Source organism: Paenibacillus sp. BGI2013, from assembly GCF_002843485.1.
Classification (GTDB): Bacteria; Bacillota; Bacilli; order Paenibacillales; family Paenibacillaceae; genus Paenibacillus; species Paenibacillus amylolyticus.
The window spans coordinates 368,692-385,861 of sequence record NZ_PJFA01000005.1; the positions used below are offsets into that span (position 1 = coordinate 368,692).

The 17,170-nt window shown below is 44.7% G+C and carries 12 protein-coding genes; 8 read left to right on the plus strand and 4 right to left on the minus strand.

What is annotated here, in order from left to right; genetic code table 11:
* Positions 1–174: 174 nt before the first annotated feature.
* From CXK86_RS15410 to CXK86_RS15420, 3 genes are all read left to right on the plus strand, one after another.
* Positions 175–762 carry a TetR/AcrR family transcriptional regulator gene (locus CXK86_RS15410; RefSeq protein ID WP_047842796.1) on the plus strand — a complete coding sequence of 196 codons (588 nt, stop codon included), beginning with the start codon at positions 175–177 and terminating at the stop codon, positions 760–762.
* A 68-nt stretch (positions 763–830) separates the two neighbouring features.
* Positions 831–2,312 (plus strand): DHA2 family efflux MFS transporter permease subunit, encoded by a 1,482-nt coding sequence (locus tag CXK86_RS15415; protein WP_101314074.1) that lies wholly within the window; start codon positions 831–833, stop codon positions 2,310–2,312.
* Between the two features lie 312 nt (positions 2,313–2,624).
* On the plus strand, positions 2,625–3,272 hold the full coding sequence (locus tag CXK86_RS15420) for a hypothetical protein (protein ID WP_101314017.1): 648 nt from the start codon (positions 2,625–2,627) through the stop codon (positions 3,270–3,272).
* Positions 3,273–3,359: 87 nt separating this feature from the next.
* On the opposite strand, the gene CXK86_RS15425 is transcribed toward CXK86_RS15420, so the two are convergent.
* Complete coding sequence (locus tag CXK86_RS15425; protein ID WP_076249456.1) at positions 3,360–4,337, minus strand: alpha/beta fold hydrolase; 978 nt, start codon at positions 4,335–4,337, stop codon at positions 3,360–3,362.
* A 200-nt stretch (positions 4,338–4,537) separates the two neighbouring features.
* Between CXK86_RS15425 and CXK86_RS15430 the strand changes: the two genes are divergently transcribed.
* Positions 4,538–5,515, plus strand: a complete 978-nt coding sequence (locus CXK86_RS15430; RefSeq protein WP_076249455.1) for an MBL fold metallo-hydrolase — start codon at positions 4,538–4,540, stop codon at positions 5,513–5,515.
* Between the two features lie 53 nt (positions 5,516–5,568).
* On the opposite strand, the gene CXK86_RS15435 is transcribed toward CXK86_RS15430, so the two are convergent.
* Positions 5,569–6,150 carry a LysE family transporter gene (locus CXK86_RS15435; protein WP_076249454.1) on the minus strand — a complete coding sequence of 194 codons (582 nt, stop codon included), beginning with the start codon at positions 6,148–6,150 and terminating at the stop codon, positions 5,569–5,571.
* 130 nt (positions 6,151–6,280) lie between these two features.
* Here CXK86_RS15435 and CXK86_RS15440 point away from each other — a divergent pair, with 130 nt between their 5' ends.
* Positions 6,281–6,835, plus strand: a complete 555-nt coding sequence (locus tag CXK86_RS15440; RefSeq protein WP_036608360.1) for a helix-turn-helix domain-containing protein — start codon at positions 6,281–6,283, stop codon at positions 6,833–6,835.
* Between the two features lie 202 nt (positions 6,836–7,037).
* On the opposite strand, the gene abnB is transcribed toward CXK86_RS15440, so the two are convergent.
* The gene (gene abnB / locus CXK86_RS15445; protein WP_101314018.1) at positions 7,038–9,455 is read right to left on the minus strand and encodes an arabinan endo-1,5-alpha-L-arabinosidase AbnB; all 2,418 of its coding nucleotides are present in this window, start codon (positions 9,453–9,455) and stop codon (positions 7,038–7,040) included.
* Between the two features lie 385 nt (positions 9,456–9,840).
* On the opposite strand from abnB, the gene CXK86_RS15450 reads away from it, so the two are divergent.
* Positions 9,841–13,581 carry an alpha-L-arabinofuranosidase C-terminal domain-containing protein gene (locus CXK86_RS15450; protein WP_036608355.1) on the plus strand — a complete coding sequence of 1,247 codons (3,741 nt, stop codon included), beginning with the start codon at positions 9,841–9,843 and terminating at the stop codon, positions 13,579–13,581.
* A gap of 125 nt (positions 13,582–13,706) precedes the next feature.
* Here the strand turns inward: CXK86_RS15450 and CXK86_RS15455 are convergent, their stop codons facing one another.
* Positions 13,707–13,967: a hypothetical protein gene (locus tag CXK86_RS15455; RefSeq protein ID WP_074094912.1), complete on the minus strand. Its 261-nt coding sequence runs from the start codon at positions 13,965–13,967 to the stop codon at positions 13,707–13,709.
* Between the two features lie 206 nt (positions 13,968–14,173).
* Here CXK86_RS15455 and CXK86_RS15460 point away from each other — a divergent pair, with 206 nt between their 5' ends.
* Positions 14,174–16,210 (plus strand): catalase, encoded by a 2,037-nt coding sequence (locus CXK86_RS15460; RefSeq protein WP_373888066.1) that lies wholly within the window; start codon positions 14,174–14,176, stop codon positions 16,208–16,210.
* A gap of 87 nt (positions 16,211–16,297) precedes the next feature.
* On the plus strand, positions 16,298–17,050 hold the full coding sequence (locus tag CXK86_RS15465) for a TrmB family transcriptional regulator (RefSeq protein WP_076249450.1): 753 nt from the start codon (positions 16,298–16,300) through the stop codon (positions 17,048–17,050).
* Positions 17,051–17,170: the final 120 nt, after the last annotated feature.

Below are 17,170 nucleotides of genomic sequence, written 5' to 3' on the forward strand. Positions count from 1 at the left end.
AATTAGCGGCTGTTATGATGATCTGACCGTGAGCCGTCGCTCGGTTCATTTTCTCACTCCTGAACTGTTAGCGTTTACATTAAAATTTGAAATAAAAATGATTGACAGTGCCGATCTGAGCGGGTTTAATTATATAGACCGATTGTTATAATTATTTGAAGGAAGTGGCTTTCGTTGAGTGAAAAGTCTAATGCTAGAGAGTCTATTGTCAGCACAGCAGCGAGACTGTTTTTTTCACAAGGATATCATGCGACCGGTCTGAATCAGATCATCAAAGAGAGTAGTACGCCGAAAGGGTCGTTGTATCATTATTTCCCGCAAGGCAAGGAAGAGCTCGCGCACGAGTGTATTCAAAAAGCCAATGAACATATCTTGCAGACATTTGAGAAAACATTTGCAGCCCACGACAATACGGGGGATGCCATTCAGAGATTTATTCATGATTTGGCTCATGAAACAGAAGCAGCCGGGTTTACCGGATTTCTGCCATTCAGCTTCTGGGCAGCTGTGGAGACATCGTGTATTAGTCAGCAGTTGCGTATTGCATGTCAGGGTGTATTTGCAGATTGGCAGGATGTCATTAAGAAACATCTGATTCTGGATGGCGTTGGTGAAGAGAAGGCGCGGGAGACGGCACTTCTGATCATTTCTTTGATGGAGGGAGCACTGATTATCAGCCTGACGAATCAGGATAAACAGCCTCTGCTGACGGCTGCTGAGTATTTGTCGGTTGTGACGAAGAACGCCAAACAGATTCAATAATTTATACCAAGAGACAGAGAAAAAGAAAGTTCGATACGTTTGAGGAGGATGGGATCGTGGAGGTTTCCATGAAGGCTGATTCTGCACAGAATCAACAAGAAACAAAGCAATACAAGGTATTTCCGATTTTGTTCGCGATGCTGCTGAGCGGCTTTATTGGTCTGTTTGGAGAAACGGCATTAAACGTGGCATTGACGCCACTTATGGCTCTACTGGAAGTAGGTCCTACAACGATTCAATGGTTAACTACAGGTTACTTGCTTGTGTTGGGAATCCTGGTACCGGTATCCGGTATGCTGTTGCAGTGGTTTACCACAAGACAGTTGTTTACAACATCTTTGATTTTCTCGATTGCAGGAACATTTGTTGCTGCACTTGCACCTAGCTTCGAAATTCTGTTGGTGGCACGGGTACTGCAGGCGATAGGTACAGCGCTATTGTTGCCACTGATGTTTAACACCATATTGGTTATTTTCCCGATTGAAAAACGTGGTGCTGCCATGGGATTGATTGGTCTGGTTATCATGTTTGCACCAGCAAGCGGTCCGAGTATCTCCGGTCTGATTCTGGCTAATCTGAGCTGGCATTGGATTTTCTGGATCTCCTTGCCGTTCTTCCTGATCTCACTGGTATGCGGCTTGTTGTTCTTGCCAAATATTTCGAAATTGACCAAGCCCAAAATTGACATACTGTCCATTATCCTTTCTACCCTTGGTTTTGGTGGTATCGTATACGGCTTCAGTAGTGCAGGGGGACATGGAGAAACTGGCGGAGGCTGGACGAGTCCGGTCGTTGTTGCCACTCTCGTTATTGGTCTGTTGTCCTTGCTGTTATTCAGTATCCGTCAGTTGAGAATGAAACAGCCAATGATGGATTTGCGAGCGTTCAAATATCCGATGTTTACGATTGGCTTGATCCTGATATTCATCTGTATGATGATGATGCTGTCATCCATGCTGATCCTGCCAATGTATCTGCAACAAGGTATGGCCGTTACAGCGTTAACTGCCGGACTGGTTCTATTGCCGGGTAGTTTGCTGAATGGTTTACTGTCTCCGGTCATGGGCCGACTGTTTGACAAGTTCGGTCCGAAGTGGCTTGTGATTATTGGTCTGGCTGTCGTAACGGTTGTACTCTTCATGTACACTGGAATTACACCTACAACAACACTGGCCAAAATTATTACGCTGCATGTGTTCATGATGGTCGGAATCTCGATGATTATGATGCCTGCACAAACGAATGGTCTGAACCAATTGCCACGTGAGTATTATCCTCACGGTACTGCCATCATGAATACGTTGCAACAGGTATCCGGAGCGATCGGTACGGCTGTTGCGGTAAGTATACTGAGCGCAGGACAATCCCGCTTTTTGAGCGGAGTAGCGAACCCGGAAAGTCCAGAAAATCAACTGGCAGGTTTCACGTCAGGTGTACAGAATGCGTTTGTATTCGCATTAGTTCTGTCGATTATCGGTCTGATTACTTCACTCTTTGTGAAACGGGTCAAAGTAGGATCAACGCCAGGACAACAAGGTCCTATGCATTAATCCATTAACTAACAATAATAATTAGATATTGTATAAGAGCGATGTGTCCCTTAACTTTAAGGACGCATCGCTTTTTTTCGTACTTATTCTATACTTTTTTGGTGTTGACGTGAAACGGGTTACAGCCTTTAGAGTAAAAATGTAGCCGGAATACGGCGGTTTAAAGAATGAATTTCAGAGCAAATACTTCATGTTCCGGCAAAATTGTATATGTTCATACTAATATAAAAGGGTAATATAGAATGTAATAGTACAATTTTTAACCAATTCGAAAACGGTTTATATTTTATTTTTAATCAAGGAGACTTCATTATGATCATCATCAATCCCATTGGCAACAACATTGAAAAGATGCTGTTGCACTACGAAAAAAATGGCCATCTTACTCTACAGGCTTCGCTTATTAGTAATAGCTCGGTTGTATATAGATTGCATGACTATTGTCTCAAGGTATATGCTTCACGTGCAAGATTGGATGGGGAGATGGAAAGTGAAGCACTTAGGGCATTGCAGAGTAATCCTTATACACCTAAATTGTATGCGTATTCACCAGGTGAGTACACCCTGACAGAGTGGATTGAAGCATTCAAACTGAAAGAGTACCGTGTAACCTATGGACACATTCCTCCCAACTTGATATACGATATGTTTACGACGGAACTTCAGCAAATTCATGCTGGATATTGGGACTGGGATGTCATCCGATATGAGAATTTGCTCTGGACCGAGACAGGTGATGTGAAAAGAACGAACTTTTGGTTGTGTGAGCCTGTGAACGCCAGACGTGAGAGCTTATATAACCAGGTCATTCGAAGAATTGATAATATCTACAATGGCGATCGAACCGAAATGGAGGCGATGAAACAGTACTTTTATCGTCACCAGTTGACTTCATTAGAGATCGAACAAGCTTTCAGCGATTTCAGGTCCCAACGGCCAAGACTGGCGATAGCACAATAAATCTCATACTTAAAACCCCAAAGATATTAGAGAATCTTTGGGGTTTCTTTTATGATATAACATAGCCTTACTTTAGCAGGATGTACGTTATTTCTTCACCAGGGTCAATATCTCTTCCGCAACGAGGTCAGGGCGATATTGATGGATGTAATGATCGGTATCTTTAATGGTTACCTGTTTAGAATCATCTGACCAAGATTTGAATTCTACTTGGGATTTATCCCATTCGGGTTCACTTGCACCAAGGTAATCAGCCGTCAGTATGGTGAGTGGAAACGGTAAGGTTTGCTTGTGATCTACAACTACTTTGGCATTGGCAGCTATTTCACGTAATTCATCCAACGTGTTCACATTACCATAGTTGTGCAACAGCGCAGTTGTATCCAATTTTTTCAGATCATCGGTTACAAGTTTCAGTTCATTACGATTGGCATTAGAAGTTTCGACAACCATGTCAGATTGCATGGAGAGGCGGAATAGTCCGGTTTGGATACGGAATTTATTCGCAAAACCACCAATTGTGTCTGCCAAAGAGTCATCGTCATTCGAATAATATTCTGGGCTTCCACCATCAATCATGACGATACCCTTGACGAGATCCGGGTATTTTTGTGCGAAACGGATGGTCTCCAGCGAGCCGAGTGAATGTCCAACTAATACATAAGGTGGCTTCTGTCCAGATACCTGCAACAACTCGTGTAATTCTTCAGCTACGGTATCGACATCACGTTTCTTATCGGTCTGATCGCTATATCCATAGCCAAATCGGTCATATACAGCGAATTTTGTGTTGGGAGCAAGCTTTTCATATAATGGATAATAATCTACATAGGGATTAGCGGTCCCCCAGCCAGAGGCGAGTACGACTGTTACATCGCCTTCTCCACCAGTATATAGATGCATATTGTCTCCATGGACTTCGTACAGCTTACCAGGGGGGACGAGTGTTTTGGCATCCTGCCTTAAACCCACTTGTTGGTAGATCACGCCTGTACCCAGAAGCAACAGAATTACCGCGAGGTCAAATATCAAAAACTTAACTAATCTTTTGCGCCATTTCTTCATGTTCTCTCACATACTCTCCATGTATTTTCTCTATCATATATGCCCAATCTTATAGGAGAGAAAACAGAGTCTTAATTCTATCTTAATTAGCCGAAAATTGAATATCAACGGCCAATGAATTAATATATAGCTACGATATGAATAGTTCTCTTCCAAATGTTGAGACACAGATTGATTATATAGAACAGAAGGTATGTATAATGACAAAATACGAAAATCAGCTCCCGACATCAGCAGGCATGAACTTCAAGTCCCTGATCAGCATATTGAGAGATTCCATGCGTGGCAATGTAGAGCGGAGGCCAGCGGGCGTAATGCCTATGGAGATATGTGAACCCGCTGAAACCTTCAGTGCATCCGATAATCCACAGGTTACATGGTTCGGACATTCGGCTTTTTTGCTTGAAATTGAAGGGCACAGATTGCTCTTTGATCCGATGCTGGGCAATCGTCCATCACCCGTATCCTGGGTGGGTACCAAACGTTACAGCACCAATCTACCGATTCAACCGGAGGATTTCCCAAGGCTGGATGCAATCATTATATCGCATGACCATTATGATCATCTGGATTATGACTCCATTCGCAGATTGAAGGATAAAACAAAGCGATTTATCGTGCCGCTTGGGGTACGTCGTCGACTGATTCAACTGGGTGTGCCTTCGGAACAGATTACCGAGCATAACTGGTGGGATGAGTTATCGTTCAAAGGTCTAACATTGGCTTGCACGCCAGCAAGACATTTCTCTGGCAGAGGATTATTCGACCGTAATTCTACCTTATGGTGTTCGTGGGTTATCGCTGGACAACATACGAAGGTGTTCTTTAGTGGCGATAGCGGATATGGTCCTCATTTCAAGGAAATTGGCAGTAAATATGGTCCATTTGACCTGACGTTGATGGAATGCGGGCAATATGACGAGCGTTGGTCCAATATTCATATGATGCCGGAAGAAACGGTGCAAGCGCATTTGGATGTAGGAGGTAAGTTGCTTATCCCGATTCATTGGGCCGCATTTACGCTGGCCTATCATGCCTGGAATGAACCGGTTGAACGAATCACGAAGGCTGCACATGCTTTGAAAGTTAAGATTGCAACTCCCAAAATCGGCGAGAAGGTTGTGCTTCATACGGAGCATTACCCTACACATCCATGGTGGAGACCGGAATTAGGATAAAAAAATAAAAGCGTTCAGCTCATTGAATGAGTGGACGCTTTTTCTATTACATTTTACATAAGGATTGATAGTGCACTGTAAATTAACAACATACCCATGACGATATTAACAGGACGCTCGTATCTTAATAAAAAGCTCTGGAATAACATGCCACCGAACGCCCAGGTCATATTGGCACTAATACCGATGAAGGTGAGCAGCAAGGAAAATACAATTAAATGAACATGGGACTGCCCAAGAGGCAGAACAAAAACGGATATGGCAGTAAGCCCATACAGAATGACTTTGGGATTGATGAATTGCAGGGTGAACCCAAATAGAAATGAATAATGATTAACCTTGTTTTCTTGCGAATCTGCAGGTTTACTTCGCATGATTTTGAGCGCCAGATAGAGCATATACACACACCCTAACACGTTCAATACGGGTGCGATCCTGGGAATATATTGATGAAGAATAAGGTTGAAATAACTGGACAGAAACATAATAAGCAGGCAGCCGGTTGCAACTCCACTAATAAACGGAAGGGTCTTGAGGAACCCCTGATTTCTGGCATGCGTCATGGAAATGATATTGTTGGGTCCGGGTGTAAATGAAGCGATGATTGCATAGGTCACTAAAGGTATAATGTTCATGGTTCCTCCACGTTTTCTTAGTTGTGTGATATAATGACCTTAAATGTACGCTATAGCGTACGGTCTTTATTATTGTACAACATGTACGTTATATAGCACAATGTAATTATAAAATGAGGAGGATGTATTTTTGAAAAACATCAATAGTATTCTTGCTCAGAACCTGAAACAGCTTAGGGAACAAAGAAAACTCAGTCTGGACAAGGTCGCCGAAATGTCTGGTATTAGCAAGACTATGCTTGGTCAGATTGAACGTGGTGAATCCAATCCATCCATTGCAACCGTATGGAAGATTGCTAATGGCCTGAAAACTTCCTTTACTGCTTTGATTCACGAGCCGAAGTCAGATACAACCGTTGTAACGGGGGATGATATTCAAGTATTGATGGAGGATGAGGGAAGGGTTCGGATTTATCCGCATTTTCCTTTTGAAGAAGGACGCCGCTTTGAAATATATATGATGGAGATGGACCCCAAGTCTGAGTTGAAAGCTGAACCGCATATCGAAGGTACGGAAGAGTTTATTACGGTCTTTGAAGGTGAAGTTACGATTAGAGTAGGGGCGGAAGATTATACGGTGAGTTCAGGGGAGTCGATCCGTTTTGGAGCGGACAAGCCTCACGCCTACGTTAACTCCGGTGCTAAGACGAACAAATTCAACATGGTCATTCATTATTCGAAGTGAGATGCAAAGATCCATCTGTGAATGTAACGAACGATGAACGAATAAATGCATACATGAAAGGAATGACAATAAAGCAGCCTGATGTAATGAACTGCAACTCCCTCGTTAGTCGTGTCTCACAAAGGGTTCAGTTCAAAACATTGGCTGCTTTATTGATGTCTGCACTATGGAGCCCCCAACCTCTAGCGAAGGGGACTCTAACTTATGGTTTTTCTTTGGCCTGACGCTGTATTTCCTTGGCTGTTAATGCTTTATCATACACTCTTACGTTATCCAGACTGCCTTTGTAGAACGGATCAGACGCATAACGACTCTTGCCTACATAAGCTTCCGTTACCTGCAGATCTTTCGGGTTAAAAGTAATCTCAGAGTTGCTTGCAACCGATGTACCATTCACATACAGAGTACCCACATCACCCTGAAGGGTTACAGCGACATGAACCCACTCTTTGGAAGGCAGTGGATTTGCTGCAATCAGGCTCTGATCCCGTCCCTCATTATGAATGGTGAATTGTAATGCTCCATTATGCTGGGAGGGCGTGAGGAACATATGCCTCGTTAAACCATTTCCAAAGTCGAAAATACGCTGCCAGGACCCGCCGCCATCCCAATTGACCCAGGCGCTAAACGTGAAATCCGTTGTATCTGTAATGAGTCCAGGTAACTGAATGTAACTGTCTGTCCCATTGAATGTAGCAGCCTGATTTTTGCCACTAGCAGCAGAACTGACCACGTTAAAAGCTTGTCCGTGATATTCGTTTTTGCTGTAATCCTGTGCGACTTTGCCAATTTTCTTGTGTTCAAAAGTATACTCCCCGAGCAATGGGCTTACCGCTTGCTGTGGAATGATAACGTTAAACGTTTTGGAGCTTACCGCAGTTCCTTTACGAATCGTTGCGGTTAATTTCACTTTGGCATCGCCCTTACCGGCGCGTGGTCGCTGCACTACACCTGTAGCGGATAGAGCCGAAGCATTGGAGCTTTTCCACGTAATGTCTGCATCACTTGTTCCCTTGGTAGGCAGAGACAGATTGAAGAACACGTGATCCGTATTGCTGATACTCAGGTCCTTTTTCACCGCATTTACAATGTCCTGATCACTCCGTTCAACACCTTGACTTCCCCAGATGGCAATTCCGGAGGATGAGAGCGCGCTAAAGGTCAGAACCGTACTTTGAGATTCCGAATTCCATTCATGTGTTAAAACACCTTTGTACACAACGTTATTCGATGTGATCTGAACCTTGTTGTCTGCACCAAGACTCCATGTTCCTGTCACGGCACCATTAATCTGGCCATCTGCTGTGAACTGAACGGTCTGGGATGGCTTGATGTCCGCCGTGATGTCCTTACCATGATTCACCCATTGGTACTGACCGGCGATCTCCTGAGTTGTCAGTTGCGTTGTATCTTCTCCCATGGCCGCATAACGATACGGAGAAACAACGGGCCAACCATCTGCATTCATATGCATCTCATGCACGCGAACTTCATGCTCTTCGCCACGCCCTGGAAAGCGGGTATGGAAGATGAGAAATTGTTTGCCAGTCTCCGGATCAACATAAGCAGAGTTATGCCCTGGCGATACATAACCGCTACCTAGGCCTGTGCCCGGATCACCGATCTGTCTCTCGAACAGGAAGTTCCCCATCAATTTGACTCCAAATGGCTCAATAGAACGATCGTCAAACAACGGTTTATCCTTGTCCGCTTTAACGTTGATCATATCGTTTCCTTCCGCATCGAGGAAAGGTCCATCCGGTGTTTGGGAGCGGGCTACGCGAATGTTGTATCCTCCATCAGCACCTAGCCCACCGTAAGACAGGTACAGATAATAATAATCAGTTTCGGGACTGTAGAGCATATAAGGGGCTTCAATACGACTATGATTGCCTCCGGTCAGCTTTTTGCCATAACCTTGATTTGGCAGTGGTTTACCTGTCGTTGCATCCATCTCCAGAATGAAAATCCCTCCTGAATACGAGCCATACACCATCCATAACTTGCCGTTTTTATCATAAAAGACATCCGGATCGACCACATTGGGATGAATCGTTGCATCGTAAATGGTACCATCCTCACTGATCTGATCCCACATGCCGGATTTCAACAGAATGCCTTGATCCTTATAAGGGCCTTCGATATTGTCTGCGACAGCAATGCCGAGCGCTGATCGCGGAGAGTCCCCTTTACAAGCATTGTAGTACATATAAAACTTGCCATCCGCCAATTGAATGACATCTGCTGCCCATAACGTATCCGTCTGCGCCCACTCCAACGCTTCAGCGAATTCCTTGGTTACATTGGGGACAACAGGGTTGTTATCTGTAACGCCGGAGGCGACCAGATCCCAGTTCAGAAAGTCTTTGGACTTAGCCACTTGCAGATGTGAACCAAAAATATAAAACGTATCATCCACCTTAATGACAGAAGGGTCATGAACGGAAACATTTTTAAATGTTGGAGCAGAATTAGCGATAGGTTTGGTGGAACTCTGCGAGTTACCCACGGTTGCCCCTGAACCATTTGCGAACACCGAGACCGGTGCCAAAGTTGTTGCAGTAAGTAAAGTGGTGCTTAGTACAGAAATGTTAAGTACGCGAACCCAATAACGTTTCATACGTTTCCCCTTTCCTATTCCCCGGAATGAAAAATCAACCGATACTTGGCAACACACGATAAAAGGTTCGGCAGACCTCCTTTGAGTATTTCATTATATCAAGCGCTTTCATTTGTTATATTATCAATTGATTTATATGTTTGTAAACCATAAATCTAATGTTTATAAGAGTAAAATGAAAAATAAATAAGAGACGGGAAGAGCCGATAAAGGTCATTACATTCAAATAAACCAGTTGTCTTTCTCAAATTTAGGATTGAAATGGGGATCGATGATGCGATATTATTACGTTTAAGAAATGTGTTTAACTATTTATCAATCATTTTATATTAATGCGAATCAAAAGCGTGAACCGACAATTCCCAACTACATAGGAGGTAAGAACATGAGCACATATCAAAATCAATTAATTGCACAATACACGTTTGAAGATACCGTTCAGATCGGGAAGGACAGCTCCGGTAAGGGCCATGATGGTATAACCAAAGGCGAGATCCCGCCTGTGATATCCGAGTTGAAAGGCAGAACGGCGGTGACTTTCAACGGGGGAGCGAATGGAACTTCTTATCTGCAATTACCCTCGAATCTGCTTCGTGATGTAAGCGATAACACGGGAATCACGATTGCCACTTGGGTGTTTCTGGGCAAGGGGTCTAATGTGTGGGAACGCATTTTTGACTTTGGTAAAGGGGAGAAGGGGCCGTATTTATTTTTGACACGTCAGCTTCTGGGTACGTTATACGCCGGAGATAATCTGGTTGTCCACCCAAGTGGAGGAGTTGCAAGTGGAGAATGGCTGCATATTGCGCTCTCCGTGGCAGGTAGCCAAGGGGGAACGTTGAGCAGTGCGGGTCCAATTGTGTATGTGAACGGGGAGAAGGCCGCAGACGGCTCGATCAGTCAGACGTCGAGCGGCAATTATGCCAAATTGCGCGAATGGTTTGATTCGTTCACCGATCCTGAGAATTATAGCCGGAATTATATTGGACGTTCCCAGTATGCACCGGATGTGGATTTTGCAGGTTCGTTATCCGACTTTCGGATCTATGGGGCAGCACTCACCATGGATGAAGTCATTGAAGTGATGTGTGAGTCACTGACAGATGAAGCGATTGTGAAGCTTGCGGCGGACAAGTACTTGTCCTTCCCCAACCGAATCATCACCAAGGATGTATCATTACCTGCAGACTTGCTGGGTGGTAAAGTGTCTGTTGAATGGAGCTCCAGTAAGCCGGAAGTCTTGTCCGAGAGCGGGGAAGTTCAGATGATCACATCAGCACAAGAGGTTACGCTCCGTGCGCTTCTGAACAGAGGTGATCGTAAGCTGAGCCAAAGCTTTGACGTGTCTGTTGTGCCAGCGCATCTCCCGCCTTACACGGTCACTATCCATGGAGATCAGAAGGTGGCGGATATCAGTGAAGTCATGTATGGACTTTTCTACGAGGATATTAACAACGCGGCAGATGGCGGAATCTATGCAGAGCTTGTTCAGAATCGATCATTTGAGTCTTTTGCATTTGATACGTACTCGCATGACTCTGGAGAATGTGGTTGTTCGACAGGTCGAAATCGTGAACCTTTGTTTGCCTGGTCAGGCGACACCGAGAAAATGCGCGTACAGCATACGGATGGACTAAACGTTCATTTTAACGTGGAAGACCCTGAAGTAAATGCTTATTATGTAACGGTTCAGGATGGGGCTACGATTCGGAATCGTGGATTCTCAGACTCCAACCAGCATTGTGCCATGTCCATCAAGCAGGGTGAATCATATGACTTTACCGTATGGGCAAAAGCAGAATTGGCAGGAACGATCACTGTTCAATTGCAGGATGGAAGTGACACTTCCATCAGTGATTCGGTAACGCTGCATGTTGAAGGCGGGAACACATGGAAGAAATACGGTTTGTCTCTGATCGGAACGGAGACTGTACTTGGTCAACTGGCACTTACGTTTGCAGGTGACATCTCCATCGATATGGTGTCCCTAGTCCCTCAGAATGTATGGGGAGCTGATCCGACAGAAGAGGGAATATCGGCTACGGCACATGCTAACTACACAGGTAACCCGAACTATCGATTGAGAAAAGATCTAATCCAGGCACTCGCAGATCTGCATCCGAAGTTCCTGCGTTTTCCGGGAGGATGTATCTCGGAGGGATCTTTTATCTGGGATAACGTATATGACTGGAAGGATTCTGTGGGTCCGGTTGAGCTCCGCAAAGAAAATTATAATGTCTGGGGTTACATGATGACGATGGGCCTCGGTTATATGGAGTACTTCCAACTGGCGGAAGATCTCAATGCCGCTCCGGTTCCAGTCATGGCTTGCGGTGTGTTGTGTCAGGCGCGCTCGGACTATGCTCACCCTGCGGGTGGCGCTTTAAGGGATTATTATATCCGCAACTTTACAGATCTGATTGACTTTGCGCTCAGTACAGACTTTGAACACAACGAATGGGCAGCGGTACGAAGCGAGATGGGACATCCTGAACCGTTTGATCTTCGTTATCTGGGCGTAGGCAATGAGAACTGGGGCACTGAATTTTTTGCCAACTTCGAAGTATTCAAACGTTCGATAGATGAGTACATGAAACAGAACTATCCTGATCATGAGCTGCACATTATCTCGACGGTTGGAGCTCAGGCGGATGATGATGCGTACCAAGAAGGATGGAAATTCCTCAGTGGGAACCTCACCGGGTCAGCTCAGGTTGCTTTTGCAGATGGTGCTGAGGTGATTGAGGAGACGGTAACCTGGTATGAGAATCAGGACAATTACATGGACACCATTGCAGATGAGCACTACTACCGATCCAATGAATATTTGCTGAATAACGTAGATCGCTACAACTACTATGACCGGGCTTATCTTGAAGATGGAAGTATCGATTGGAAAGAAACATCCAAAGTATTTGTTGGAGAATATGCTTCCACGGACAAAAACACGCTGGCAGGAGCGGTTGCAGAAGCTGCGATCATGACTGGATTTGAAAATAACGCGGACGTTGTGCGTTTGGCTGCCTATGCGCCATTGTTCAACAAAGTACTAACGGACGGTACTTACCGCTGGACGCCAGACTGCATCTGGTTTGATGATGAAACCGTGTGGTATACACCGAATTATTATGTACAGCAGCTTTTTGCAAAATATGTAGGGGATCAGGTGCTTGAGACTTCATTCTCCACCTATAGCAAAGGCAAACCGTTGAATCTCATTCCTCGTGGAGGTATCGAGATTGCAACGGGTCATGCAGACATCGTGGTGAAACGAGTTACAGTGACGTCCAATGTGGATGGCAGTTTGATGTTTGATGAAGATTTCAGGGAACGTACAGAGCCTAGTGAGGCATGGAGACAGATTCCCGGATCGGAAGGATATGCGTTAACCGCAGGAAAAGGACTCATTTTGAAGGCACAATCAAGTGGATTGAATGGATTGTATCTGCTGAATGACGAATGGACCAATTACAAAGTTCACGTTGAGGCTGAAAGAATTTCAGGTGAGGATGGTTTTTACATCGGTGTGGGACTGACGGATATCTCGCCTGAGAACAAGGATGTTATCGAGTACGCAATTAGTTACGGCGGGAACGCAACAGGCGTGAAGGTGTACAAACAAGGGATTGAGGGTTATACACTGGGAGACTATTCATCCAGCTCGGCAGCAGGTAACCTGAGAGCGGCCAACTATGAACCACTCGAGAATGGAACCGATTATACAATCACGGTTAACTATGGTGGAGATACAGGAAAGAATTTGGTTTGCTCCTATACAGACGGACGTAATACCAGCAAGGTTCTGGATTACAAGCTGGAAGCTTACAACCGGGAAGTATTCCACTCTGTTACGAAGGACGCACGGCATGTGTATGTGAAACTGGTGAATGCAGATGGTGTAGATAAATCAACCCGGATTTGCCTTCAGGATCTGAAGGTAGATGCTTCAGCCAGACTGATCACACTTACTGGAGAGGATCATTTGGTGCATATTCCGAATGTGAATCAGAAGAATGATGAGAAAGTGGTTCCCCAAGAACAGGAGATTACACTGTCGGATACATCGGTGGTCGTTAACTTAACAGCTCATTCAGTGAATGTATTGGTGATGGATATTCTGAATTAAATTCATATCGTGAACAAGAGACCGCGTTTATCGCGGTTTTTTGGCGTTCGAAATCTGTCCATTGATGATCAAAGAACGAAAAAATGGTGCTCTCCTAAAGGAAGGCACCATTTCTTTGGGTCTGATTATCTGCGTTTTAATAACAGAACGCCACTGATTGCTGACGTTTTATGGCGGTAGACCACTTTGAATCCAATATCATTGTCCAGCAAACAGTTCAGTGCATTGATTAGCCGTGCACCGGGAACCAGTGTGAATGTACATGGAGACGTATTGCCAATCACACGTACACTTTGGATTCTGCGCGCAGAACCAGGGACGAGCGGATTTCTTGACCAATAGATTAATACCAGATCCGGTTGCGGAACAGCATTGACACGAGCCATACTAATCATCTCTTTTCTATTAGATTCTTTATAGTAAATGACAATGTGATGTAGAAGGTGTTAGACAAAAGACGTCATGAGCAATAAATGGGGTTAACACCTTCCATTTATATCTAGTGCCTGTGGAATTCACATCAATTCATAGGTATAACAGATACTCATAAATGCATTTTCAATCCCATACATATATTCTGGAGGTGATTGGGATGAGCAAGGAACCTATGGATGAGAATAAAAAGATTGAGCAAAGAAATACCTTTCTACGGGATAATAACGGCAAAGAGATGTCTTCCAACGAAGGGGTTAAAATATCAGATGACAGCAACTCGCTAAAAGCGGGGGATCGCGGACCCACGTTGCTTGAAGATTTTCTGATGCGTGAGAAACTGTCTCACTTTGACCGGGAACGCATCCCGGAGAGAGTTGTGCATGCCCGCGGATATGGAGCTTACGGTGAATTTGAGTTATATGAATCACTTGAAGAGTTAACGATGGCTCATTTTCTTCAGAATCCAGGTGTGAAAACACCGCTGTTTGTGCGTTTTTCCGAAGTTGCCGGTTCCAAAGGGGTTAACGAGACGAATCGGGATGTACGTGGGTTCGCCGTGAAGTTTTATACTGAGGAAGGCAATTTTGACTTGGTGGGCAACAATATACCTGTTTTTTTCATTCAGGACGGAGTTAAGTTCCCGGATTTGATTCATGCGGTAAAGCCGGAACCTAACAATGAAATTCCACAGGGCTCTACTGCACACGACACCTTCTGGGATTTCATTGCGAATAACCAAGAGTCGGCTGCTATGGTCATGTGGATTATGTCGGATCGCACGATACCGCGAAGCTTTCGAATGATGCAGGGATTTGGAGTACATACCTTCCGACTGGTGAACAATGAAGGCAAATCCAGATTCGTGAAATTTCATTGGAGGCCCGTACTTGGCATGCATTCTTTTGTGTGGGATGAAGCTCAAAAGCTGGGAGGTGCGGATCCGGACTTTCATCGCAGGGATCTGTGGGAAAACATCAATGCGGGTAATTTTGCGGAGTTTGAACTCGGAATACAAGTTTTGGAGGAAGCGGATGAATTCAAGTTTGATTTTGATATTTTGGATGCAACGAAATTATGGCCTGAAGAAGACATTCCGGTGCGAATCATCGGTAAAATGACGATTAACCAAAATGTCGAGAATGTATTTGCAGAAACGGAACAGTCGGCTTTCCATCCAGGCAACATTGTACGTGGCATTGACTTCAGCAATGATCCACTGCTTCAAGGCCGACTGTTCTCGTATACGGATACTCAATTGGCGAGGGTTGGCACGAATTATCAGGAGCTGCCGATTAATCGTCCGGTATGCCCTGTACATAACAACCAGAGAGATGGAGCCTCTCGCTATACCATTGATCAGGGGAGAATCGCCTATCATGACAATTCGCTTGCCAATAACTCACCTTATACTGTGCCGGGAACAAAAGGGGGCTTTGTGACATACCCTTCCCCGGTGCAAGGTCTTAAAGAACGGAAAACGGCACTCAGCTTCCTGGATCACTTCTCACAGGCACGTCTATTCTGGAATAGCATGACAGGCTTGGAGAGAAGCCATATTATTCAAGCACTCACGTTTGAACTTGGGAAGGTAAAGGATGTTTCCATTCGTCAGCAGGTTGTCAATATGTTAGGTCATATCAGCACGGAGCTGGCGACTATTCTGGCCGTGGAACTCGGAGTCAATGTACCTAACGTCCCTGAATCTCCAGTGACGAAGTCGTCACCTGCGCTCAGCATGGCAAATACGGTGTTTTCTCCCAAGACATTGCGTGTCGGAGTGATTGTTGGGGAAGGGTTCGATGGCCCGAGCACACAATACATTTTGGAAGAGTTTAAGGGAGCGGGACTTCAACCAGTCATTGTACATGAAAGACAGGGTGTGGTACGTGGAACAGGGAATGTGGAGCTCAAGGTGGACGACAGCTTTTTGACCGGCTCACCCTTGGTATATGATGGTCTGTTCATTGTTGGAGGACAGCAGGAAAACGATTATGTTCAGAAATACACCCGATCCTATGCGATCGAAACGTACAATCATTTCAAACCGATCGGTGCTACACCGACGGGTGCAGCGGTGATCCAGCCGGTCGGCATTATAGGCAAACCTGGCGTCATTGTGGAACAGCAGCCTGCGGCGTTTGCAGAGCAATTCATTCAAGCGATGACCCAGCAGCGCTTTTGGGATCGGACATAGCCACGTGGGATAAACTGGACATGGGAAGTTCATGCGTCTAAACTAGATAGACCAGACACACTAAGAAGGGATGCGCCGATCCAAACCATGTTGCAGAAATTCGGGTTTACACAATATGAAAGTCAGGTATACGAGGCTATATTTGCCCAGGATGAACCGCTTGATGCCACATCGATTGTTAATTACTCCAACGTTCCCAAAGCCAAAATCTATGAAGTGCTCAACCGTCTGATCGACAAGGGAACGGTGCTGACAACGATGGATGGGAAGAAGAAACTATATATGGCTGTGGATCTTCAGTCTATTATTCATAAGATCAAGGCTGATTTTGAGAAAGATATTGAGGAATTGAAGAGTTACAAAATCAAACGTACATTCACCGATGAACATATCTGGACGTTAAAAGATGAGTCATCCATCGCGTCGAATATCGAACAGCTTATCGAGGAAGCAGATTCATCGGTTCTTTTTCTGGCCTGGAATGAGCGAATGGAGAAATATCGTGAACTGCTGGAGCAGAAGGAAAAGCAGGGCGTGTACGTTGAAGTGCTTGCCGTTGGGGGAATGGAGACATCCTTAAACCGGATATACTCGTTGATTCCATTGCTTGATGCGCCGGAACCATCACAGCTGCTTATTGTGGATCATGAATATCTGCTGTTTGCCGGTGTAGAGCACGATTCATGGCGAGCGATCAAGACGATGTCCAAACCGATTGTTAAAGCGATGACTGATTATTTCTACCATGATGTTGCGCTTACTCAAATTACTAAAAAATACGGTGACCAACTGTTACAGGATGCTGAAATCGAGAAACTGCTCACCAGATTAATCTATTAAAACTATTCTCTTGGAGGATAGTTTTTTTGTTATATCTTTGTTTGAAAACAATCATGAAAATAGCTATTGAAACTTTCATTCTTATGGGTTACTATCGTAGTTGTAACTTTTAGAGGAGGA

Coding starts and splice junctions, on each gene's coding strand:
- CXK86_RS15415 (WP_101314074.1), top strand. CDS start 831: ATGAAGGCTGATTCTGCACAGAATCAACAAGAAACAAAGCAATACAAG.
- CXK86_RS15420 (WP_101314017.1), top strand. CDS start 2,625: ATGATCATCATCAATCCCATTGGCAACAACATTGAAAAGATGCTGTTG.
- CXK86_RS15425 (WP_076249456.1), bottom strand. CDS start 4,337: ATGAAGAAATGGCGCAAAAGATTAGTTAAGTTTTTGATATTTGACCTC.
- CXK86_RS15430 (WP_076249455.1), top strand. CDS start 4,538: ATGACAAAATACGAAAATCAGCTCCCGACATCAGCAGGCATGAACTTC.
- CXK86_RS15435 (WP_076249454.1), bottom strand. CDS start 6,150: ATGAACATTATACCTTTAGTGACCTATGCAATCATCGCTTCATTTACA.
- abnB (WP_101314018.1), bottom strand. CDS start 9,455: ATGAAACGTTATTGGGTTCGCGTACTTAACATTTCTGTACTAAGCACC.
- CXK86_RS15450 (WP_036608355.1), top strand. CDS start 9,841: ATGAGCACATATCAAAATCAATTAATTGCACAATACACGTTTGAAGAT.
- CXK86_RS15455 (WP_074094912.1), bottom strand. CDS start 13,967: ATGGCTCGTGTCAATGCTGTTCCGCAACCGGATCTGGTATTAATCTAT.
- CXK86_RS15460 (WP_373888066.1), top strand. CDS start 14,174: ATGAGCAAGGAACCTATGGATGAGAATAAAAAGATTGAGCAAAGAAAT.
- CXK86_RS15465 (WP_076249450.1), top strand. CDS start 16,298: ATGTTGCAGAAATTCGGGTTTACACAATATGAAAGTCAGGTATACGAG.